This window comes from Rhodococcus sp. 852002-51564_SCH6189132-a, assembly GCF_001665495.1.
In the GTDB taxonomy this organism is placed as follows: Bacteria; Actinomycetota; Actinomycetes; order Mycobacteriales; family Mycobacteriaceae; genus Rhodococcus; species Rhodococcus pyridinivorans.
The window spans coordinates 127,217-149,528 of record NZ_LZMJ01000074.1; the positions used below are offsets into that span (position 1 = coordinate 127,217).

Genomic DNA, 22,312 nt, shown 5'->3' on the forward strand with positions numbered 1-22,312 from the left:
GCTGGGCCGCACCGAGCGTCTGCGAACTGTAGGTACCGCGCGCCCGGCCCTCGAGCAGGGCCCCGCGTTCGGCCGCGATGGTGAGCAGCCGCAGTGGTCACGACGACGAGAAGGACCCCGAGTCCGCTGATGGCCTTGAAGTTCCGGCGGAAGTCCTGGGCCGGCATGCTCAGCGCGGCCGAGTACAGCCGCGATGCTCACGGTGCCGGCGATGCCGACCACTGCCATGAGGGCCAGTTCCATTCGGATCATTGTGCTCGCTCATGTCCCTTCGGCCGCGGAGCGGTGCACGTGGTGTTCGTCGTGCGTAGACGGATATCGCGGGCTTTCTCGTTTAATGAGAAGAATCGATCCTACGAGCCGTCATCGCTCCCACACTCGTGGAACACATCGGTGTCCCACGCGCGCGGGACGGCGACGACCACGCTGAGGAGAACCCTATGGCCTTGCTCGACGAAGCCCTGTGGACGGGAAAGATCCATCTCGACGGCTGGCGCCCCGGCAACGGCGGCACCACGAAGGTCACCAACCCCGCGACCGGGGAACAAATCGCCGAGATCGGCCTGGCCGACCCCGATGACGTCTACGCCGCCGCCCGCGCCGCCGCCGCCGCGCAGAAGTCCTGGGCCGCCACGGCGCCGTCCGAGCGTGCGGAGATCCTTCGTCGCGCCGGCGAGAAGTTCCGTGAGCACGCCGACGAACTCATCGGCTGGGGACTCCGCGAGGCCGGGTCCATTCCGGACAAGGCCGCCATGGAGGTGTTCGGTTCCGCCACCGAGTGCTTCGAGGCGTCGGCGCTGCCCACCCATCCGCACGGTGAGTACCTGCCCTCGGACAACGGTCACTGGTCCATCGCGCGCCGCCTGCCCGCCGGCGTCGTCTCGGTGATCGCGCCGTTCAACTTCCCGTTGCTGCTCGCGATGCGCTCGGTTGCCCCGGCTCTCGCCCTCGGCAATGCGGTGCTGCTCAAGCCGGATCCGCGGACCACCGTCATCGGTGGTGTCGCCGTGGCCCGGATCTTCGAGGAGGCCGGACTACCCGCCGGTGTGCTGCAGGTGCTACCCGGTGGGGGTGACGTCGGCGCCGCGACCGTCGATGCTCCCGAGGTGCGGGTGGTCTCGTTCACCGGATCCACCGCCGCCGGACGCCACGTCGGCAAGGCCGGCGCGGAACATCTCAAGCGCACCCACCTCGAACTCGGCGGCAACAACGCGATGATCGTGCTCCCCGGCGCCGACGTCGATCTCGCTGCCGGTGTCGGAGCGATGGGATCGTTCTTCCACCAGGGCCAGATCTGCATGACCACCGGCCGGCACCTGGTGCACGAGTCCGTCTACGACGACTACGTGCGCGCCCTCGCCGCGAAGGCGGATGCGCTCGTCGTCGGCGATCCCGCAGGCGGCCCGGTTCACCTGGGCCCGATCATCGACGAGCGTCAGCTGGCGAACATCGACACGATCGTGCAGGACACCGTCGCCGCGGGCGGCACTCTCGCTGCCGGAGGCACGCACGAGGGGTTGTTCTACCGGCCCACCGTCCTGACCGATCTGACCACCGAGATGCCCGCCTGGGGCCAGGAGATCTTCGGTCCCGTCGCGCCGGTGCTGAAGTTCTCCGACTCGGACGAGGCCGTCGAACTGGCCAATGCGTCCGAGTACGGCCTGTCGGTGAGCATCGTCGGCGACGTGGGACAAGCGATGAAGATCGCCGACCGGATCCACTCGGGCAAGATCCACATCAACGAGATGACCGTCGCCGACGAGGCCAACGCTCCCTTCGGCGGGGTCGGGGCATCCGGTACCGGTTCCCGTTTCGGCGGTCCGGCCGCGAACATCGAGGCGTTCACCGAGACCCAGTGGGTCACGGTGCGTCCCGACATCGCGCCCTACCCGTTCTGACGCAGATCGCGAATCGGCCGGGCGAGCGTGTGCTCGCCCGGCCGTTCTCGTATGCCCGACAGGACTATTCGGCGAAGGTGAGTCCGCGGGCGGCTCGTTCCTCCACCGCCGCGGCCGTCTCCTCCGCGATCAGGTCGGCGTTCACGGCCGCCCCTGTCATCACGCCGGCGCCTGCAGCGACCACGACCACCGCGGAGAGATCGGCGGAGTTGCCCGCCGCCCACACGCCGGGCAGAGCGGTCTTCCCCGTCGGATCGGTCTCGATGAGGGTCCCCACGGGATGGTCGGTGACCGTTCCGCCGAGCTGCTCGTACAGGTCGGCGCGGGCGACGAAACGCGGTGCCACCACCACGGCGTCGACCTCGACCTCGGTGCCGTCCTCGAGCACCACGGCACGGACCTCCTCGCCGTCCGCTCGCAGTTCCGCGACGGTGCCGTCGACGATCCGCACGTCGCGCGCCTCGAGCTGGTCGCGGGCCTCGCTCTCCAGGGCGGGCGCCGAGTGGGTGAAGAAGGCGACGTCGTCGCTGAGCTGACGGAACAACAGGGTCTGGTGCACGCTCATCGGCCCCGACGAGATCACGCCGACGCGCCGGTCCCGAACCTCCCAGCCGTGACAGTACGGGCAGTGCAGGACACTCTTCCCCCACAGTTCGCGGACTCCGGGCAGGTCGAGCAGCTCGTCGACCAGTCCCGTCGCGAGGATCAGTCGACGTGCCTGCACGGTGGTGCCGCCGGAGAGACCGATCTCGAATCCCGTGTCGCTGCGACGAGCGGATTCTGCTCGTGCGGACAGGATTTCGGCGCCGTATCCGGCGGCCTCCTTCCGTCCGAGAGCCAGCAGTTCGGTCGGCGCGATGCCTTCGTGTCCGATCACGTTGTGCGCGGCCGCGGCAGGGGCGTTGCGCGGTTCTCCGGCATCGACGACAAGCACCGAGCGGCGTGAGCGTGCCAGCGCTGTGGCGGCACTCAGTCCGGCCGAGCCGCCGCCGATCACGACGACGTCGTAACCGTCCTGTGTGGGGTTCTCCTGGGTGTTCATCGGTTCTCCTCCTTGATTGCCCGTGCGATCCACACGGTTCGGGATCCACGCACCACCAGATCTGCCCGGTGCAGCACCGAATCGGGGCCGTCGCCGACGAGCCGATCGAGCGTGTCGAGATCCTCGTCGGACACGGCGTTGTCGAGGCCGGTCCGCATCCAGCTCAGCACCGCGTGGGCGTATCGGCGTGAGGTGTCGTCGACGTCGGCACCGAGTTCGTCGCGGCGCATCTCGACCATATCGAATCCGGCGCGACGCAGGTTGTCGCTCCAGTCGGGCCATCTGTTCCACCCTCGGGACGCCGCGGCCTCGTGACATCTCGCTTCGAGTCCCGGCGTACCGATACCGATGTCGTCGGGCAGGAATCGTGGTTGCGACTCCATCTCGGTAACGACCACCGTCCCCCCGGGTGCCATCGCCTCGGCGAGTTGCCGGAGCGTCGCATCCGGATCCTCGATGTGGTGCAGGGACAGGGCCGCCCAGGCGAGGTCGATCGCACCGACGGTCGGCAGTCCTGCATCGAGGTCCGCCTCGACGGTCCGGATCCGATCACCGAACCCGTTGTGCTCGGCGGTCTTCCGGAGTCGATCGAGCATCCCGGCGGACCGGTCGAGGGCGACGAGCTGCGCGTGGGGGAACCGGCGCGCCAGGGCGAGGGTGCCCGTTCCTGTGCCGGCGCCGATGTCGACGACGCTGCGCGGTTCGCGCTCGAGCTGTCCGGCGACCCGGTCGAGCAACGACTCGAAATAGGGCCGGTTCATCGCGGCGTCGAGGTCGAGCACCTCGGCCATCGACTCGTCGTGCGCGTGGTCGTGCGGTGCGTGGTGGGCGTGGTGGTGCATGACTTCACGTTAGGTCGCGTCATCCAGTTTCGGCATACACTCTTGCCTATGGAGCAAGAATCGTCCGATCTGGACCAACTCATCCGTCAGCGCATCCGCAGCCTGCGGCTCGCGCGGGGGTGGACCCTCGACGCTCTCGCAGGCCGGTGCCACATCAGCCCGTCGAACCTGAGCCGCATCGAGACGGGCCGGCGCAGGATCGCACTCGACCAGCTCGTTCCCATCGCGCGGGCACTCGACACCACGATCGACCAGCTCGTCGAATCCGGTGAGGATCAGGACGTGGTGATCAGGCCCCAGCCGTGCGACACCCCGGGGTACACGACCTGGCTGTTGTCGCGGGAACGATCACTGGGCGGCGTCACCATCGCCAAGATGCGGATCACGCGGCAGGAGCCGATGCCGGCGGACACGCTCCCCGTGCACCCGGGGCACGAATGGTTCACCGTCCTGACGGGCACCGCCCGGCTCCAGCTCGGCGAGCGGACGATCCTCATCCAGGAGGGCAACGCCGCCGAGTTCTCGACGATGACGCCACACGCGATCAGCGCGCACGACGGACCGGTGGAGATCCTCACGATCCTCGATCAGAACGGGGAGCGTGCGCACCTGCGCAACCCCGGATCGCACTGAAGCAGCCGGGTTCGCCGATCAGGCGTACAGGCGGTCGACGAACGCCCGGAGATTCTCGCGGACGCGTTCGGCCTTCTCCTCCGGCTCGAGATCCTCGCGGTACCGGCTTCCCAGAGCGGGCTTCTTCTTGCCGCGCGCGTACAGCGAACACTGCAGGTCGATGCACATGTACGTCCCGACAGCGTTGCCCGCTCGCCCCGCATCGCCGACCTTGTTGGCCGTCATCAGGGCGATGCCGCCCCGGGTGTGGGTGGTGAGGCAGATCGTGCACATCTGCGTCTTACCGGAGCCCTGCTGCTCGAACCGCATGGCGACACCGACGAGTTCGCCGTCGCGAGGGACGACGATGTAGCCGCGCCCGGGGAACGACGGATCGGTCCAGCCGAGGAAGTCGAGTTCGTCCCACGGCCGGTCGTCTAGATCGCGCGGCACCGGAAGTCGCTTCGCATCACCCTTGGAGCAGTTGACGAAGGATGTTCGAATGTCCCGTTCGGTGAGCGGGTCCATGGCCGGGGCCACCTTTCGTTCGCATATGTACCGACCCGAGGACGGTACGCGCCGCGCTCACACCCGACAAACGATTTTCGCGGCCCTCACGCCGACGAACGCGGCGCTCCGATACCCGGATCGATCGTCACCGGGCCGGATGCGGTGGGCGCGACCGGGAAGTCGAAGATCGCCGTCGGAAGATATACCGTGGCACACGAATTCGGAATGTCCACGACACCCGACAAACGTCCCTCGATGGGTGCAGCCCCGAGCAGGAGATACGCCTGCTCGGGGCTGTAGCCGAATTTCGTCAGATAGTCGATGGCGTGCAGACACGCCCGCTGGTACGCCAATTGCGAATCCAGATACCGCTGTTCGCCGTCGAGCGTCACGGACGTGCCGGAGAATGCGAGCCACTCGGAGTACTGCGGGTCGGTGTTGCCCGGCATGAAGATGGCGTTCTCGCTCACCCCGTAGGTCTCCATACCACCGGGGATCAGGTCGACGCGCAGGTCGATGAACCCGCCCATCTCGATGGCGCCGCAGAAGGTGATCTCGCCATCACCCTGGGAGAAGTGCAGGTCGCCGACCGACAGATTCGCCCCGTCGACGAACACCGGATAGAAGATCCGGCTTCCCTTCGTGAGGTTCTTGATGTCCTGGTTGCCGCCGTTCTCCCGCGGCGGAGCGGTGCGCGCCGCCTCCGCCGCGACCCGGTCGAAATCGGCGCCCGACAGGCTGCCGAGGATGGCTCCGTTCGGTTCGGGCGGCAGCGCCAGCGCCGGTTCGCGGTCGGGATCCGTCGCGATCAGCGCTGCTTCCCGGGTGTTCCACGTCGACAGCAGTTCGTGCGACGGCGCCGTCCCCATCAGGCCGGGATGCACGATGCCGGTGAACGACACGTGGGGCACGTGGCGGCTCGTCGCCTTCTGCCCGGAGAAGTCCCAGATCGCCTTGTAGGCGTCGGGGAACTGGTCGGTGAGGAATCCCCCGCCGTTCGTCTTCGCGAAGATGCCCGTGTAGCCCCAGCCCTGCCCGGCGAGCGGACCCGAGTCCTCCTGCGGGATCGGGCCGAGGTCGAGGATGTCGACGATGAGCAGGTCGCCGGGCTTGGCTCCTTCCACCGCGAACGGTCCCGACAACGCGTGCACGATGTGCAGCGGGGCATTGCGGATGTCGTCGGCGGAGTCGTCGTTGTGGATCTCACCGTCGAACCATTCGCGGCAGTGCACGCGGAAGGAATCCCCCGGTTTCAGCGTCGCGACGGGCGGGATGTCCGGGTGCCAGCGGTTGTGGCCGATCTTCTCCTGATCGGTGAACCGGCGGGTAGAATCGAGGGGGAACACGACGTCGGGCACGGGACCTCCTGCAGCGGTGACGGATCAGGGGCTGTGACGATCAGGGACGTGGTAAGGATCGGTGTCGGGGGTCGGTGGTGACCGGCCGTGACGGACGCCTCGGCACACCCGGCAGGGCGCCCGAGACGACGTCGGGTTCGGATGCGGTCCGTGCCGTGGCGTCGTGCAGGCGCATCGCTGCCGAACCGCCGCGGCCGAGACGGGGCGCGGTGAGCGAACGACGAGCCTGTCGAGCACACTGGGGGCACGGGGTCGACGCGGAGACCTCGCTCATCGGGAGGGAGACGTCGAACGGCCCGCAGTCGGCACATCGGAACTCGTACAGCGGCATCGGCATCGCCTTTCGCCCGTCGGTGCACCGACCATAACGGACCGCACGCAAGCCCGCTCCCCTACTCCGAATGTTCCTGCTGTCCGGAGCTGTTCGGTGCCATCTCTATTCGGTGACACGCTCTCGCTTCGTCAGCACCAGCGGTCCACCCTCGGTGATCGCGATCGTGTGCTCGCTGTGCGCCGTGCGCGAGCCGTCGGCGGAACGGATGGTCCAGCCGTCGGGGTCGTAGACGATCTTGTCCGTCCCCGCCGCGAACCACGGCTCGAGGGCGAGCGTCAGGCCGGGACGCAGCACGAGCCCGCGACCCGCACGTCCGGTGTTCGCCACGTGCGGATCCTCGTGCATGGTGCGGCCGAGTCCGTGACCACCGAACTCGGTGTTGACGGGATAGCCGTACTCGGCGGCGACAGCGCCGATCGCTGCGGAGATGTCTCCGAGGCGGTTACCGGGGAGCGCGGCGGCGATGGCCGCGTCCAGCGCCACCTCGGTCGCCTCGACGAGGTGCCGGTCCTCGGGACGTTCCGCGCCGACGATGATGCTGCGTGCCGAATCGGCGACCCAGCCGTCGATCGAGACGGCGATGTCCATGCTGAGCAGGTCGCCGTCCCGGAGTACGTAGTCGTGCGGGAGCCCGTGCAGCACTGCGTCGTTGACGGACAGACAGATGACGTTGCGGAACGGTCCGCGCCCGAACGAGGGCGCGTAGTCCCAGTAGCACGAGACCGCGCCGCGTTCCTCGATCATGTCCCGCGCGCGCTGTTCGAGATCGAGCAGGTTCACGCCGGGTCGGGCGCGGCCCGTCAGATCGTCGAGCAGCTCGGCGATGAACGTGCCGGTCACGTCCATTGCCGCGATCTCACCGGGGGTTTTCAGTTCCAACACGGGGCACTCCTCAGGATCACAGAACGGTATTTAAATACCACCCTAACGCGACGATCGGTATTTTCATACCGACACGGCTAGACTGCGGGTCATGGTGCGACTCCCCCTGACCCCGGAACAGCTGGCCGCCGGCAAACGCCTGGGTGGTCGGCTGCGCGAAGCCCGAGGCAGCAGGACGCTCACCGAGGTGGCCCGGGCCGCCGACATCTCGCCGGAGACCCTTCGGAAGATCGAGACCGGACGACTGGCGACGCCGGCCTTCGCGACGATCGCCGCTCTCGCACGGGTGCTACCCGTCTCTCTCGACGATCTCGCCGAACTGGCCCTTCCCTGCACCGACCTGCAACGCACCGGATAGCGCCTCCCCACCGGACGTAACAGCAGGAGACATCGGCAGCGATATCCGGAGGCACACCACCGCGACAGCGAAGGGATCCGGATGTCGATGCAGCCTCCGCAGGACGGGTACGGCTACGGCTACGGCGCTCCCCCGCCGCCCTGGCCCACCCCGACCCCGCCGCGACGACCGAAGTGGCCGTGGCTCGTGGGCGGTGCCCTGCTGGTCGCCGTCATCGCCGCAGTTGCCGCGCTGGTCGTCGTCCTGACCCGCTCGTCCGATACGGACCCGGAGAGCACTGTCGCCGCGAGCCCGCCCCCGTCGACCGTGACGGTCACCGTCTCGCCGTCCGCAGTTCCGCGTGCGGAAACGGATCCGCCCGCCCCACGAGCACAGGCGAGTCGGTCCCTCACCCCGAGCGGCTTCCCGACCAACGGCACTCTGAAGGTCGGGGTGGACATCGCCCCCGGCGAATACGCGCTACGCCCGACGGGTTCGCTCGGCGGTTACTGGGAGCGGTTGTCGTGCCTGACCGGAGACTTCGAGTGCATCACGGCCAACAGCATCGTGCAGGGCAACAGCTACGTCACCGTGCTTCCGGGCGACGTGGCGCTGCGGATCGAGGATCTCGAACTCACGGCCACCGGCAATCCCGCGCCCGCAGCCGGGCCCGCTCGGCCGTTACCGCCCGTGTCGGCCTCCGAGGACACCGACGCACAGGGCTTCGTCGGCATCCCCGAGGCACGGTGCAACCACACGAATCCCGCTGTGGCCATCGGGCAGACGGCCGACTCGCTCGTCGTGGTGTGCGAGACCGGGGCCGGACGGTACTACTACAAGGGTGTCCGCACGAACGACGGTGCGGCGATCGAGATCGACGACCCCGTACCCTCGGGTGACGGTTTCACCGCCACGAACGCCGGTGTGCAGTACAGCATCTCGTCGAGCGCTCTCGTCATCTCCGAAGGGTCGACGGTGCTCGCCGAGGAGCCGATGCTGCAGTACTGGTCGCGGTGATCGACAGTTCCGGGGATCACCGGGGACGCGAGGCCGCCTGCCCCGCGCCGCTCCGCCACACATCGTGCACCCCGGTCGGCCCGATGCCCCGATCGAGAGCGAGCAGCAGGACGGCACAGCCGATTCCCGACAGCACCAGACTCGTGCCGAACAGCGCGGGATAACCGAACACGTCTCCGACCACACCGGCGGTGAATCCCGCGATGCCCTGCACGACGACGATCGCGCACGCGAGCAGGGTGTAGTCGCTGCCGGCGTGGTCCCTGTCCGCGGCGTCCATCATGAGCGTGAACACCGCGACCGTCGCGGCGCCACCGAGGACGTGTTCGGCCAGGCTCGCGGAGACGATGAGCCCGAACCCGCCGTAGCCGAGCGACGCGACGACGTACAGCGCGAGGCTCGCGGTCTGGGTGACACCACCGATCAGCAGGGCCTGCCGACGACCGCGACGGAAGCACAGCCACCCACCGAGGGCGGCACCGCCGAGAGCGCCTGCCGAGGACAGCACACCCTTGACCAGCGCGATCTGCCCGAGGGTGAGTCCCGAGTCGGACATGAACGGGCCGACCATCGCCGAGCCCATCGAGTCACCGAACTTGAAGCCGCCGATGAGCAGGATGAACGCGAGCATCCCGGGGCGGCGCAGACGCGCCCACCACGCGACCGTCATGCGGGTCGCGCTTCGCGGTTCCCGATCCGGCGTGGCCCGTCGCTCCGTGCGCGGCAGTCGCCATACCGGGATCGTCGTCAGTACCAGCAGGAATGCCATCGCGAGGAACAGGCTGCGCCAACCGGCGAGGGAGAACACCCACAGCAGTGCTCCCCCGCCGACGATCATGCCGATGCGATACGCGCCGACCTGGATGCCGTTCCCCAGCCCGCGCTGTTTCGGTCCGAGCAGTTGCACGGCCAGACCGTCGGTGGCGACGTCCTGCGTGGCCGACAGGGCGTTGACCACCGCGATGCCGACGAGCAGCCACCGCAGCGTCGACGACAGGTCGAGGCACGCCAGAATCAGCGACACCGCCGACGCCGCGAGCTGGAGCGAGAGCAGCCACTGACGCCGGGTCCCGTAGTGGTCGACGTACGGCGCCCACAGGAACTTCAGCCCCCACGGCGCGAAGAGCACACCCGTCGCGCTGATCGCGATCAGCGAGAAACCGGACTCGCGGAGTACCACCGGAAGCGCTTGGGTGAAGAACCCGTACGGCAGACCCTGCGCGAAGTACAGGGCGGCCAGCAGCGCGAGCGTGCCGGTCGGGATGCCGAGCCGGGCCGGTGCAGTCATGCGGACATGGTGGCAGAACGGTGTCGCCCGTCCCCGACGAGCATCTGTGAACCGCGCCTCGCTCTCCGATCGCGCCACCGCCGATCACCCGAGGCGCAGCTCACGTTGCAGCCGATGGGAGGATGGTGCCCGTGCCGATGCCCTCACCCTTGCCCGTCAGGAACGGGGTCGGGCCCACGCGACTGCGTGTTCCGACCTCCGGTCCGTGGTCGACGGTCGCCGAGTACGTCGTCGCACGCTTCGACCATCTCGACGCCGACGATCTCTACCGCCGCTTCGACGACGGAGAGATCGTGGGCATCGACGGAGAACCGATCGGTCGCAGCACCGAACTCGGAGAGCACCGGTTCGTCTGGTACTACCGCGATCTGCCCGTCGAGGAACCGGTGCCGTTCCACGAGGACATCCTGTATGCCGACGACGACCTCGTCGTGGTCGACAAGCCGCACTTCCTGCCGACCACTCCGGGCGGGCGCTACCTGCGCGAGTCGGCGCTGGTCCGGTTGCGGACCCGCCTCGACAACCCTGATCTGACACCGATCCACCGGCTCGACCGGGCGACCGCCGGACTGGTGATGTTCTCGGCCCGGCCCGAGACCCGTGGCGCCTACCAGTCGCTGTTCGAGAAGCGCCGGGTCACCAAGGTGTACGAGGCGGTGTCCACACTGCCGGCGGAGTGGGATCCGGCAACGCCGGAGATCGCGGGACGCCCGCTCCCCGTGCTGTACCGCAATCACATCGAGGCGCGGCGCGGTGAGTTGCGCGTCGTCGTCGACGACACCCGCGAACCCAACTCGGAGACGCTGATCGAGGTGCTCGGATCCGGGGTGAGCAGGTCGGGGCGGGCCGTCCTGCACACCCTGCTGCGCCCGCACACAGGTCGGATGCATCAGCTGCGAGTGCACCTGGCGGCGCTCGGTATCGGGATCCTCGGCGACCATTGGTATCCCGTCCTGCTGCCCGAGACACCGGACGACCATTCGCTCCCCCTCCAATTGCTCGCGCGGGAACTCGAATTCGTCGACCCCTTATCGGGCGCCGAGCGCCGCTTCGCCACCCGGCGCAGCCTGGCCGAGGCACCGACCACGCAGGACTGAGTGCCTCCGAGCGGATCCTGGTCGATCCTTCGAAAACTCCGACGCCTGCGGCTTCACGAAATACCCTGGTAGGCATGACCAAGGTCGTCGACGGTTACCTCCGGTCGCCACTGTCGGGAATCGCACCGTGGATCCTCATGTCCGTCCTGTCGGCCCCGGGACGGTTCGAGGAAGCAGTGTGTTTCGCTCTCGGCCTCGTCCTGCTGACGATGTGGGTGGGTGCGCGACGCGGCATCAAGATACACGCCCTCGACACGTTCGGCGCGGCGTTCTTCGCCGTGCTGGCCGCGGTGGGCCTCATCGCCTCGGACGGTGTCATCGACTGGATGGAGATCTGGGCCGGTGAACTCACCAACATCGCGCTCGCGGTGTTCGTCTTCGCCACCCTGATCGCACGCAGGCCGTTCACACTCCCCTACGCGAAAGAGGACACGCCCCAGGAATACTGGACGTCTCCCCTGTTCATGAAGATCAACTACGTGATCTCCGCGGTCTGGGCCGGTGCGTTCACCTTCTCCGCCATCGTCGGATTCATCGGCGACGCCGTTATGCGCGACCCTGGCAACTTCTGGACCGGCTGGGTGCTCCAACTCGCGGCGATCTTCTTCGCGGTCTCCTTCACCGAGTTCTACCCGGACTACGCCGGAGCGAAGTTCGCGGCGTCGCAGGGCGAGACCGAAGCCGCCCCGTCGCTCCTGAAGCTGATCGACTGGTTGCCGACCTTCGTGCTGGTCGCGGGCATCTTCGGGTGGGTCACCGACTCGATACCGGACGCGGTCGGGATCGGCATGATCGTCGTCGGCATCATCGGAAGCGCCGTGATCGGCAGACTCTCGTCGAAGACCGAGAAGGCCTCGAAGACATAGCGGACTCGGGAACAGCAATTCGGCCGATCGGCGGACGGGGCCGTTCGAGCCGATGAGAATGGGGCGAACCCGACCGGCACCCGAAGGAGACCCTGTGGCCCGTCTCGCCCGCGTCATCGGAGCTTGCGCATTCGCTGTTGCGACCTCTGCCCTTGCAACGCCCGGGGTTGCGGCCGCGGAGGTGACCGTCCCGTTCCAGATCAACCCGGCTTCCTACGGCAATCCCAGTGGAAGCTTCGATGTGCCGCCCAGCCGGTGCGCCGTCCGGATCGGCGAGACCGAAGGGAGCGTGACCGTCACGGGCAGCAAGCCGGAAGGTTGGGGATGCCTGATCTACGCCCAGGTCGACTGGCTGAACCTGACGACCGGCGCATCCGGTACTGCGCGGATGTCGGACGGATTGAACGGTTTCCCACCGGAAGCCACCCTGGCGACGGGGAGCGGACAGGTCGCGCTCGTACTCCATCCCCTTCCCGGTCCGCCGATGACGCCGGGCTTCGCTACCTTCACCGTGCCCTGACGCCCAGGAGCGTGTGGATCGAGTCCGATCCGATCCGGATCGGCGATACGCATCACCGGTCTCGATGCCGGTGGCGGTGTGTACCGTCGGGCCGGTGGCAGTGAACAGGACCCGAGTGCCTCGCGTCGTGATGATGTGCGGTCCGGCCGGTGCAGGCAAGACCACCTACGCCAAGCGCCTGGAGCGCGCGGGCTGGACGCGTCTGTCGTACGAGGTGGAGTTCTGGGATCGCGGGATCACGACCATGCCCTCCGCCGAGGTGGTTGCCGAAGTATCGGCAGACCTGAAAGCGCGCTTGCTTCGCTATGTCACGGCGGGGAACGATGTCGTGCTCGACTTCGGATTCTGGTTCCGGCGACAACGTGACGAGTTCCGCGCACTTCTCGCGCCGCAGGGCATCGTGCCGGAGACCGTTTACATCGCAACGGATCTCGAGACCATCCTGAGCCGGGTCGGCAACCGGCACGGGAGGTGGGCGGACGACTGGCCGCTGACCGAGCAGACGGCGACGGAGTACTTCGAGCGGTTCGAGCCGCCGACGCCCGAGGAGGGACCGCTCGACGTGGTCCGCTAGGCCGCGAGCTGCGCGGAAGGACGCTCTGCCGGTTCCTCACCCACCGCACGTCGCATACCGACCACGTAGAGCAGCACTCCCACGACGATCCACGTGACGAGGGTCAGGAGTGCCGCGAGTCCGCCTGCGCCGTCGAAGTATGCGGCCGAGCGCACGAGGGTTCCGGCAGCACCGGGGGAAGGATCTGACCGAAGGTGCCGAGTCCGGACGGCAACCATGCCGACGTCGTCGCGATACCGGCCAGCGGATTGCCGAGGAACATCATGGCCATCGCACCGATGGTGAACCCCTTGGCACCGAAGGCCTTCTGGAGTCCGGCCAGCGGAAGTGCAAGGGCGGCGATACCGAGGGCCATGGATCCCGCGACCGGCCCGAAGGTCGATTCGATGCTTCCGAAGGCGAAGGTGAGGATGGACGCGACGACGATGCCACCGACTGCGGCGAAGACGAGCAGGCCGGTCAGGTACCAGCCGTCGCTGCGCGGCAGGATCTTCCGGAATGCGACGACCGGGACGATGCCACCGAAGACGAGCGGGAAGGCGAGGCCACCGATACCGACACCGGTGGGGTCGGATTCCGGCAGCGGGACGACGTCCTCGACGGTCACGTCGGTCCCGATCGCTCCGCCGACCGCCTGCGCGGTGCCGGCGAGCGAACCGGAGATGGCGGTCGAGCCCGCGCCGGCGACCAGCGTGCGGACGCCCGACTCGGCGACGACGAACCCTCCGATGACGTCGCGGTCGTGGATGGCGTCGCGCAGTTCCTGTTCGGAGGCGAACCGCTGCGAGGTGTAGGCGTCGGGGGCGGCCGTCGCGAGCGACGTCTCGAATCGATCTGCTGCCGCGGAGGTTCCGACGATGCCGACCTGCAGGTCGTGTGGTCCGCTCCTCAGCGACGGCATGATGAAGACCAGCAGCATGAGTACCAGGATCACCCCGAGCCCGCATGTCATCCCCAGTAGCGCCAGCGCGGGGTGAGGCTTGCGCGCGGTGGAGTCACCCGCGTCGGGAACTGTCGTCGTAACGGCGTCTGCCATCGCGTCTTCCTTGTCCGACCATCGTTAAGTGGATGATTTTCCTCCACTTCTATCGGAGAATATTCCTCCGGTTAGGATGGACATGTCAAGCGAAGCTCCTCACAGCCCGGTCCGGAAGGAAGGGAACCGATGCGCGCCGATGCCGCGAAGCGTCGTCAGCTGATCGTCCAGGAGGCGCGTCGACTGTTCGCAGCCCACGGCAGCGACGTCGCACTCGAAGCGGTCGCGGAGGCCGCCGGAGTCGGCATCGCCACCCTCTACCGGAACTTCGAGTCCCGGGCCGCGCTGGCCGACGAGGTCGCGCTCGCGATCCTCGGCGACATGCGTGCAGCGGGCACCGAAGCCCTGGAGCGGGTCGGCTCATCCCCCGAGGACGCCTGGGTGGGCTACGTACAGCGGCTGGTCGAACTCGACCTGGGCGCCCTCTCCGCGACCCTCGCCGAGTTCGTGACGGACGAGATCTCCGGATCGGTGCGCGACGCCCAGGCGCAGACGCTAACCGGGGTCGAGGAGCTGCTCGACGCGGTGCGGGCCGCCGGCATCGTGCGTACCGACCTCCACGCACTGGAACTGGTCCTGGCCATCGGACTGATCACCCGCCCCCTACCCGAGGCGATCCGCGCGGCGACCCCGGATCTCGTTCCGCGATTGGTGTCGATCGTCCTGGCGGGCATGCGACCGTCGTGAGCGCGCGCACACCGGCGTCCCTTCGTATCCGCGGGCGTAGGATCACAATCAGCCGGTGTCGGCGGCGCTCGATCGCGGGAGCGGACATGGGCAGGTCGACGGTCCTGGACCACGCGCGGGCAGCGTTCCGCGCGCGCGAGTGGCCACGTGCCCTGGACGGATTCCGCAGGGCCGACACACTCGCCGCCCTGGCCGCGGACGACCTCGATCTGTTCGCGCGAGCCGCATACCTCACGGGACACGACGACGACAGCGTCGCGCTGTACGAGCGCGCCTTCGCCGCACATCTCGAAGCCGGAGAATCCGAGAGCGCGGGCCGCAGTGCCTTCTGGCTGTGCTTCCTTCTGATGGGCCGCGGTGAGGTGGCACGGGCCGGAGGTTGGCTGGAACGAGCACGACAGTCGGGTGTCGCCGAGCGACCGGACTGCGCGACCAGCGGCTTTCTGATGATCCCCGGAGCGGTTCAGGAGATGTACGCGAACCGTCCGGCCGAGGCCCTGCCGATCTTCACCGCTGCCCAGCACATCGGACGGGCATGCCACGACGCCGACCTCCTCGCCCTCGGCTCACTGGGCATCGGGCAGTGCCGAGTCCTGCTGGGCGACGTCGAGGGCGGGCTGCGGACACTCGACGAGGTACTCGTCTCCGTCGGCTTGGGCGAGGTCTCACCCGTCGTCTCCGGCCTGGTGTACTGCGCGGTCATCGAGACCTGTTACGGCACATATCATCTGCAACGGGCGAAGGAGTGGATACAGGCACTCGGCCGTTGGTGCGACGATCAGACCGGCCTCGTGCCGTTCCGGGGACAGTGCCTCGTCCACCGCGCCCAGATGCTGCAACTCGAGGGCGACTGGTCCCAGGCGATGGACCTCGCCCGCCTCGCCCTGCAGCGACTGTCGGATCCGCCCGGTCAACCCGCGATGGGAATGGCCCTGTACGAACAGGGTGAACTGCACCGTCTGCGCGGCGAGTTCGCCGAAGCGGACGCCGCCTACCGAGCTGCGGGCAGGTACGGGCAGGAAGTGCAGCCGGGTCTGGCTCTGCTGCGTCTGCGACAGGGTGACACCGCCGCAGCGGTCGCCGGGATCCTCCGGGGTCTCGGCGAAGCCTCGAATCTCGACCGGCCGCGGATGCTCGCCGCCCACACGGAGATCGTGCTCGCCACCGGGGATGTCGCCGCCGCACGGCGCAGCGCCGACGAACTCGAGGCACTGACCCGGACACAGGATGCTCCGGCACTGACAGCGATGGCCGACCACGCACAGGGTGCGGTCCTGCTCGCCGAAGGCGATCCCTGCGGTGCCCTCGCACGGTTGCGACGATCCGGCAGGCACTGGCGTGACCTCGGCGCACCCTACGAACGCGCCCGGGTACGAGTGCTGCAGGGTCGCTGCTGTGCCGCACTCGGCGACGACGATGAGGCCCGCCTCGAATTCGACTCGGCAGCATCGATATTCCACGGCCTGCATGCGTTGCCGGATCTACGTGAGCTCCGCGTTCCGGCGCTCGCGAACGCACGGAACGGACTGACGCCCCGGGAGATCCAAGTGTTGCGCGCCGTTGCCACGGGCAGGACGAATCGAGCCATCGCCCACGAGTTCGTCATCAGCGAGAAGACGGTGGCCCGGCACCTGAGCAACATATTCACCAAGCTCGACGTTTCCTCACAAGCAGCGGCGACGGCCTATGCGTACGAGCATCGTCTGCTCTGACTGGGTAGAACTGCCCATACGCCGCCACCTTCGATTGCGAATTCCTTCCGACGCGGCCGACGGACAGCAGTAGCTAACGTCGTCGGTGTAGTTCCCTCACCCCGGGGAGTCGTCATGACCGTCCACAGCGCACCCCAGCAGATCGACACCGCCGTCATCGGCGCAGGTCAGGCAGGCCTGTCCGCCGGTTACCATCTCGCTCGTCGCGGCCGCCCGTTCCTCGTCGTCGACACGAACCGACGCATCGGCGACAACTGGCGCTGCCATTGGGACTCGCTGCGCCTGTACAGCCCCGCCGGGTACGACGGACTGCCCGGCATGGCGTTCCCGGGCGACCCGCACCGCTCCCCCACCAAGGACGAGGTCGCCGACTACCTCGAGTCCTATGCCTCCCGCTTCGACCTGCCCGTGCTCGGCAACACCCAGGTCCGCCGGCTCTCCCGCGACGGCGGCCGGTTCGTCCTCGACTGCGGCGACACGCGGATCGAGGCGAACAACGTCGTCGTGGCCACGGGCACGTTCGGTCGAACCCCACGCGTCCCCGACTTCGCCTCCGAGCTGGATCCCGGCATCGTGCAGCTGCATTCGAGCGAGTATCACGATCCGTCGCAGTTGCGCGACGGTCCGGTACTCGTAGTGGGGGCTTCCCATTCCGGCAGCGAGATCGCCTACGAGCTGGCGGCGTCCCATCCGACGACTCTGTGCGGCCGCGACACCGGGCAGCTGCCGGTGCGCGTCGACAGTCCCGCCATGCGCGTGCTGTTCCCGATCCTGTGGTTCGTGTGGGGACATGTGCTGTCCGTGCGCACCCCGATGGGACGACATGCTCGCGAGGACGAACGGCGCCACGGGCGCCCCTGCTGCGGATCCGTCGGCGGGAGCTGGCCGCACGCGGCGTCACCCGGGTCACCGAGCGCGTGACCGGCGTGGCCGAACTCCGCCCCGTGTTGTCCGACGGCCGGATTCTCGACGTGACGAATGTGGTGTGGTGCACCGGTTTCCGCCAGAAGTACGACTGGATCGACCTACCGGTGTTCGATACGGACGGCTGGCCGCGCGAGGAACGCGGCGTGGTCCCCTCGGTGCCCGGTCTGTACTTCACCGGTCTGTGCTTCCAGTCGTCGTTCCGGTCGATGCTCGTCGGCGGGGCCGGTGCGGACGCGGAGTACGTCGTCCGTCACCTCGTCGCGCACGGCGCCCCCGCGTCCGCCGGAACGGATCCGGGTCGGCACACGCCGCACTACCCGGTGAAGCGGAACTCCACCACGTCGCAGTCGGCCACGACGTAGCCCTCGGCCGTCGAGTCGGCCGACGTCAGAGCGCCCGCTCGAATCCGGCGTGGGTGCAGTCGTAGCCGAGCCGCGCCCCGAACGTCCGAACCCGCTCGTCGTCCGGGTCGACGGCGATCTGCGCGAGCGTGGCACCCCGGTTCCGGCCGTGATCGTGGGCCCACTCGAGCATGGCCGTACCGATGCCGCGGGAACGTTCGGACGGGGCGACCCGGATTCCTTCGACGAGCAGGCGGGTGGCACCGCCACGGAACAGACCCGGCACGATCGTCAACTGCATCGTGCCGACGATCCGGCCCACCTCGTCGCGTACCACCGCAAGATAGTGCGAAGGGTCGCGGGCGACAGCGTCGTAGGCCTCTTCGTAACGGGCGAGTTCCACACCGTCGCAGGCGCTCTGCTCGTCGCCGGAGAGCAACCCGACGATCGCCGGTACGTCGGGTCGGCCGGCACGTTGCACCCGATAAGTCCTGTCGCCCAATCGGATCAGACCACCGACCGATTCACGGGCGCGTGCCTGTAGCCGGGCGACGAGCAGGTCCAGCCAGCCACCGACGTGCCGCCGGGCCTCGGTGGTGTCGGGATAGCGGCACCGCAGGTGCAGTCCCGAGTCGTCGAGGATGAACCACAACATCACCCCGTCGGTGCGGATGGTCGCGCCGACGTACTGCGCCTCGAGGCCGGTAGCGTCGACCCGGACGGGAAGCCGGCGCAGGTCCAACCAGGAGATCGCGAACATGCCCGGCGCCTCCGGCATGCCCTCCCACGGGCGCAGGATGTCCTCGAGGGGCCAGGATCCGAGCCTGACCGCCTCCTTGACCGCGTCCGCGGCCGCGCGAGGTTCGGGGACGGCCGATTCGAGCACCGAATTGGTGATGAACCAGCCGACGGAGTCGTGCCAGGTGGCGTCGTACCGGCTGTGCACCGGGAACACCGCCCGCAACGGGGCTCCGGCCAGTTCGAGGGTCACCTCGGTCATGGCCGCCACCACCAACGCGAGGGTGGACACCCCGTCGTCCTTCGCCTGAGCGGAGAAGGCGGCGCTGTCGTCGACGTCGAGCACGTCGCGCACCTCCACACGTTCGCGTTGGAGGCTCGCCGCTCCGAGGGAGAGCGGGAAGCGCGGCATCACGTCGCCGCTGGCGGCGAGCACCTCGGCCCAGCGCTCGTGGACCTCGGCGGGTGCGGCCGGACGGTCCCGCAGTGCCCGGGTGTGTTCCGCGAAGGCCGGTGTCGGTGGCAGGGACGGTTCTCGTCCCGCGCGCACGGCGGCGAGGGCGGCGAGCAGGTCGCGGGCGATCACCAACATGGACCACATGTCGACGTGCGAGTGGTCGGCGGCGACCACGACGGTCGGTTCCGTGGCGGTCTCGAGCACGCACAGCCGGTGCGACGGCCGGTTGTAGGGCGAACACGCGCCGTCGAGGACGTCCCGGAGGGCGTCGTTGACGGCCTGACCGGGGCCGATCGGATGCTCGACCCACCCGCCCGGGCGGATCTCGGCCTCGCGCAGAAGCGGCTCACCGTCGTCGCCGTGCGTGAACACCGAGCGCAGGGTGCCGTGCCGCGCGATCACCGCCAGCCAGGCGGTCGCGAGGTCGTCGGGCGAAACCGGCTCGAACAGGCGGAAGGACAGAGCCATCCAGGAGCCGGGACGTTCGCCCGCGCCGACATGCCGCCGCTGGTCGAACGACACGGGAAGCGCCCGGCCGAGCCCCGCGACGGTCACGTCGTAACCGAGCAGTCGGCCGAACGGCAGGCGCAGGTGCGCCACATTTGTCAGCCGCATGCCGGGTATCCTAGGCGCCTTCCCCAGCAACCGCTTTCCGACGTCGGGAGACGATGTGCCGACCTTCAGTGTGCCGGGGGCCGAACTCGACGTGGAGCTGAGCGACGAGGGTGGCCACCCGGTCGTCCAGCTCCACGGCCTGACCTCGAGCCGCCACCGCGACCGCCTCATGGACCTCGACCTGGGCCGCGGGCTCAGCGGCACCCGACTGCTGCGCTACGACGCGCGGGGGCACGGCCGCTCGACCGGTCGTGCGGTGCGGGAGGACTACCGCTGGCCGGTGCTCGCCGACGACCTGCTGCGGCTGCTCGACCACTACTTCCCCGGCGAGCGGGTACACGGGGTGGGGCCGTCGATGGGCACCGGAACCCTGCTGCACGCGGCGGTGAAGGATCCGGAGCGCTTCAGCAGCCTCACCCTGCTGGTGCCGGCGACCGCCTGGGCCACCCGCGCCGCGAAGGCCGCCGAGTACCGGGCCGCCGCCGATCTCATCGAGCAGCAGGGACTCGCGGCGTTCCTCACGCGCGATCTGACCGCGCCACGACCGCCGGCCACCGTCGACGCGCCGGAGACCGTCCCCGACGTCACCGAGGAACTGCTGCCCTCGCTGTTCCGGGGCGCCGCGCTGAGCGACCTGCCCGATCCGGAGGCCGTGTCCGACATCGACATTCCGGTGACGGTGCTGGCGTGGATCGACGATCCCGCGCACCCGGTGTCCACGGCGGAGTCGCTGGTGGGTCTGCTCCCTCACGCGAAGCTGGAGATCGCGCACACCCCGGCCGATCTCGCACAGTGGCCGAGCATCCTCTGCGAGGACGTCGCCCGGCACGGTTGACTCGCGGTGACGACGTTCGGTTCCCGACGGGGCTACGGAATGGCGGCAAGACAACTTTGGTGTTCTCGACCCCGATATACGGGGTCGAGAACACCAAAATGCGATCGAGTTGGGGCAGCGGCCGCCTTGCGAACCGCGTCGTCGCGTCAGACGTTGAAGCGGAACTCCACCACGTCGCCGTCGGCCATGACGTAGTCCTTGCCCTCCATGCGGACCTTGCCGCGAGCCTTCGCCTCGGCCATCGAGCCGGCCTCGTCGAGGTCGGCGAACGAGACGATCTCGGCCTTGATGAAGCCGCGCTCGAAGTCGGTGTGGATCACGCCGGCCGCCTTGGGGGCGGTGTCACCCTTGCGGATGGTCCAGGCACGCGATTCCTTCGGACCCGCCGTCAGGTAGGTCTGCAGGCCGAGCGTGTGGAAACCGGCGCGCGCGAGCTGCTTCAGACCGGCCTCGGTCTGGCCGATGGATTCGAGCAGCTCCATCGCCTCGTCCTCGTCGAGCTCGAGGAGCTCGGACTCGACCTTGGCATCGAGGAAGACGGCGTCGGCCGGTGCGACGGCCTTGCGCAGCTCTTCCTTACGCTCCTCGTTGGTGAGGACGGCTTCGTCGGCGTTGAAGACGTACAGGAACGGCTTGGCGGTGAGCAGGTGCAGGTCGCGCAGCAGCTCGCCCTTCACCTCGGCTTGGGCGGAGAAGATGGTGCGGCCGTCCTCGAGGATCGCCTGCGCCTTCTTCGTCTCCTCCAGCTGGGCGACGAGTTCCTTGTTCTTCCGGGACTCCTTCTCGAGCCGCGGCAGCGCCCGCTCGATCGTCTCCAGGTCGGCGAGGATCAGCTCGGTCGCGATGACCTCGATGTCGGCCATCGGGTCGACCTTGCCCTCGACGTGGACCACGTCGGGATCGTCGAACACGCGCACGACCTGGCAGATGGCGTCCGCCTCACGGATGTTGGCGAGGAACTTGTTGCCCATACCCTCACCGGCGGAGGCCCCCTTGACGATGCCGGCGATGTCGACGAACGACACCGTGGCCGGGAGGATGCGCTCGGAACCGAAGATCTCGGCGAGCCGGTTCAGTCGCGGATCGGGCAGTTCGACGACGCCGACATTGGGCTCGATGGTGGCGAACGGATAGTTCGCTGCCAGCACATCGTTCTTGGTCAGCGCATTGAACAGCGTCGACTTGCCGACGTTGGGAAGACCGACGATTCCGAGGGTAAGGCTCACGGAATCGGTATTCTACGCGGCCGTCCGCCGCTCATTTCACCCGCACGCCACCCGCACCAGTTGCGCGATGCGCGCTGCCTGGTCCTCGTCGGGCACGGTCGATCCGTTGGCCGCGACTTCCTGAACCTTCGCGTTCACTTCCTGGTCGGATGCACCATCGTCGATGAGAGGGCAGGTCTCGGTGACGATGGACTCGATGTCCTGCCTCTCCCGGTCGGCCGACAGCTGCGGGTAACCGGTGCGGAAGGCCGCGACGAAGACATCGAGCTTCGCCTTGTCGAAGATGTCGCCGGCCCGCTCGGCCGCGCTGGACGCGACGCTCTGCACCGACGAGATGGCGCCCTCTGCCTGCTCCTGAACGCTCGTGACCGCGACATCCGCCGAGGAGCGCACGTCCTCGTCGCTGGGAGTGTCGTCGGAGCTGCACGCGGTGAGCGCGAAGGCGGCGGCGATCGCCACAGTCGCAGCGGACACACGCAGGCGTCGGGTCGTGCTCGTTCGGTTCGTCACGTTTCGAGAATGCCACGGCAGGGGACCCTTCAGCGCCGTTTCCGGCGTGTC

At 68.4% G+C, this 22,312-nt stretch carries 22 protein-coding genes and 1 pseudogene; 12 read left to right on the forward strand and 11 right to left on the reverse strand.

Annotated elements, in window-relative coordinates; genetic code table 11:
• Positions 1–440 precede the first annotated feature (440 nt).
• Positions 441–1,898 (forward strand): benzaldehyde dehydrogenase, encoded by a 1,458-nt coding sequence (locus A5767_RS19210; protein ID WP_024103299.1) that lies wholly within the window; start codon positions 441–443, stop codon positions 1,896–1,898.
• 64 nt (positions 1,899–1,962) lie between these two features.
• Here A5767_RS19210 and A5767_RS19215 read toward each other — a convergent pair whose 3' ends face one another.
• Together A5767_RS19215 and A5767_RS19220 are read right to left on the reverse strand one after the other, a co-directional pair.
• Positions 1,963–2,940, reverse strand: a complete 978-nt coding sequence (locus A5767_RS19215) for an NAD(P)/FAD-dependent oxidoreductase (protein ID WP_064852931.1) — start codon at positions 2,938–2,940, stop codon at positions 1,963–1,965.
• The gene (locus A5767_RS19220) at positions 2,937–3,782 is read right to left on the reverse strand and encodes a class I SAM-dependent methyltransferase (protein WP_064852932.1); all 846 of its coding nucleotides are present in this window, start codon (positions 3,780–3,782) and stop codon (positions 2,937–2,939) included. Before A5767_RS19220 ends, A5767_RS19215 begins: the two co-directional genes overlap by 4 nt.
• Before the next feature lie 48 nt (positions 3,783–3,830).
• Between A5767_RS19220 and A5767_RS19225 the strand changes: the two genes are divergently transcribed.
• Entirely contained in the window at positions 3,831–4,415 is a 585-nt protein-coding gene (locus A5767_RS19225; RefSeq protein ID WP_064852933.1) for a helix-turn-helix domain-containing protein, read from the forward strand.
• Positions 4,416–4,433: 18 nt separating this feature from the next.
• Here the strand turns inward: A5767_RS19225 and A5767_RS19230 are convergent, their stop codons facing one another.
• The 4 genes from A5767_RS19230 to map form a co-directional block, all read right to left on the reverse strand.
• On the reverse strand, positions 4,434–4,922 hold the full coding sequence (locus tag A5767_RS19230; protein WP_016693916.1) for an FBP domain-containing protein: 489 nt from the start codon (positions 4,920–4,922) through the stop codon (positions 4,434–4,436).
• 86 nt (positions 4,923–5,008) lie between these two features.
• The gene (gene fmdA / locus A5767_RS19235; RefSeq protein WP_039586368.1) at positions 5,009–6,262 is read right to left on the reverse strand and encodes a formamidase; all 1,254 of its coding nucleotides are present in this window, start codon (positions 6,260–6,262) and stop codon (positions 5,009–5,011) included.
• A 40-nt stretch (positions 6,263–6,302) separates the two neighbouring features.
• Entirely contained in the window at positions 6,303–6,599 is a 297-nt protein-coding gene (locus A5767_RS19240; protein ID WP_080968176.1) for an FmdB family zinc ribbon protein, read from the reverse strand.
• A gap of 99 nt (positions 6,600–6,698) precedes the next feature.
• Complete coding sequence (gene map, locus A5767_RS19245) at positions 6,699–7,478, reverse strand: type I methionyl aminopeptidase (protein ID WP_006550663.1); 780 nt, start codon at positions 7,476–7,478, stop codon at positions 6,699–6,701.
• Between the two features lie 91 nt (positions 7,479–7,569).
• Here map and A5767_RS19250 point away from each other — a divergent pair, with 91 nt between their 5' ends.
• A complete protein-coding gene (locus tag A5767_RS19250) occupies positions 7,570–7,836 on the forward strand; it encodes a helix-turn-helix domain-containing protein (protein WP_016693921.1) in 267 nt (88 codons plus the stop codon).
• Positions 7,837–7,923: 87 nt separating this feature from the next.
• Positions 7,924–8,832 (forward strand): hypothetical protein, encoded by a 909-nt coding sequence (locus tag A5767_RS19255; protein WP_156665175.1) that lies wholly within the window; start codon positions 7,924–7,926, stop codon positions 8,830–8,832.
• Between the two features lie 16 nt (positions 8,833–8,848).
• Here the strand turns inward: A5767_RS19255 and A5767_RS19260 are convergent, their stop codons facing one another.
• Positions 8,849–10,120 carry an MFS transporter gene (locus tag A5767_RS19260; RefSeq protein WP_064852935.1) on the reverse strand — a complete coding sequence of 424 codons (1,272 nt, stop codon included), beginning with the start codon at positions 10,118–10,120 and terminating at the stop codon, positions 8,849–8,851.
• A gap of 122 nt (positions 10,121–10,242) precedes the next feature.
• Here A5767_RS19260 and A5767_RS19265 point away from each other — a divergent pair, with 122 nt between their 5' ends.
• The 4 genes from A5767_RS19265 to A5767_RS19280 all read left to right on the forward strand — a co-directional run bounded on the left by A5767_RS19265 (position 10,243) and on the right by A5767_RS19280 (position 13,177).
• Positions 10,243–11,217 carry a pseudouridine synthase gene (locus A5767_RS19265; RefSeq protein WP_064852936.1) on the forward strand — a complete coding sequence of 325 codons (975 nt, stop codon included), beginning with the start codon at positions 10,243–10,245 and terminating at the stop codon, positions 11,215–11,217.
• A gap of 74 nt (positions 11,218–11,291) precedes the next feature.
• Positions 11,292–12,083, forward strand: a complete 792-nt coding sequence (locus A5767_RS19270; RefSeq protein ID WP_039586372.1) for a hypothetical protein — start codon at positions 11,292–11,294, stop codon at positions 12,081–12,083.
• A 94-nt stretch (positions 12,084–12,177) separates the two neighbouring features.
• Positions 12,178–12,603 (forward strand): hypothetical protein, encoded by a 426-nt coding sequence (locus tag A5767_RS19275; RefSeq protein WP_080968177.1) that lies wholly within the window; start codon positions 12,178–12,180, stop codon positions 12,601–12,603.
• A gap of 115 nt (positions 12,604–12,718) precedes the next feature.
• Positions 12,719–13,177 (forward strand): AAA family ATPase, encoded by a 459-nt coding sequence (locus tag A5767_RS19280; protein WP_231913232.1) that lies wholly within the window; start codon positions 12,719–12,721, stop codon positions 13,175–13,177.
• A gap of 103 nt (positions 13,178–13,280) precedes the next feature.
• On the opposite strand, the gene A5767_RS19285 is transcribed toward A5767_RS19280, so the two are convergent.
• Positions 13,281–14,213 carry an ABC transporter permease gene (locus A5767_RS19285; RefSeq protein WP_231913233.1) on the reverse strand — a complete coding sequence of 311 codons (933 nt, stop codon included), beginning with the start codon at positions 14,211–14,213 and terminating at the stop codon, positions 13,281–13,283.
• A gap of 129 nt (positions 14,214–14,342) precedes the next feature.
• Here A5767_RS19285 and A5767_RS19290 point away from each other — a divergent pair, with 129 nt between their 5' ends.
• From A5767_RS19290 to A5767_RS19300, 3 genes and pseudogenes are all read left to right on the forward strand, one after another.
• On the forward strand, positions 14,343–14,900 hold the full coding sequence (locus tag A5767_RS19290; RefSeq protein WP_039586379.1) for a TetR/AcrR family transcriptional regulator: 558 nt from the start codon (positions 14,343–14,345) through the stop codon (positions 14,898–14,900).
• An 86-nt stretch (positions 14,901–14,986) separates the two neighbouring features.
• Entirely contained in the window at positions 14,987–16,612 is a 1,626-nt protein-coding gene (locus tag A5767_RS19295) for a helix-turn-helix domain-containing protein (protein ID WP_064852937.1), read from the forward strand.
• Positions 16,613–16,726: 114 nt separating this feature from the next.
• A pseudogene (locus A5767_RS19300) lies at positions 16,727–17,901 on the forward strand (flavin-containing monooxygenase).
• Between the two features lie 25 nt (positions 17,902–17,926).
• Here A5767_RS19300 and A5767_RS19305 read toward each other — a convergent pair.
• Positions 17,927–19,690 carry a GNAT family N-acetyltransferase gene (locus A5767_RS19305; protein WP_064852938.1) on the reverse strand — a complete coding sequence of 588 codons (1,764 nt, stop codon included), beginning with the start codon at positions 19,688–19,690 and terminating at the stop codon, positions 17,927–17,929.
• Between the two features lie 55 nt (positions 19,691–19,745).
• Between A5767_RS19305 and A5767_RS19310 the strand changes: the two genes are divergently transcribed.
• A complete protein-coding gene (locus A5767_RS19310; protein ID WP_006550675.1) occupies positions 19,746–20,525 on the forward strand; it encodes an alpha/beta fold hydrolase in 780 nt (259 codons plus the stop codon).
• Positions 20,526–20,671: 146 nt separating this feature from the next.
• Here A5767_RS19310 and ychF read toward each other — a convergent pair whose 3' ends face one another.
• Positions 20,672–21,751: a redox-regulated ATPase YchF gene (gene ychF / locus A5767_RS19315; RefSeq protein WP_039586389.1), complete on the reverse strand. Its 1,080-nt coding sequence runs from the start codon at positions 21,749–21,751 to the stop codon at positions 20,672–20,674.
• A 36-nt stretch (positions 21,752–21,787) separates the two neighbouring features.
• Complete coding sequence (locus tag A5767_RS19320) at positions 21,788–22,225, reverse strand: hypothetical protein (protein WP_082937747.1); 438 nt, start codon at positions 22,223–22,225, stop codon at positions 21,788–21,790.
• Positions 22,226–22,312: the final 87 nt, after the last annotated feature.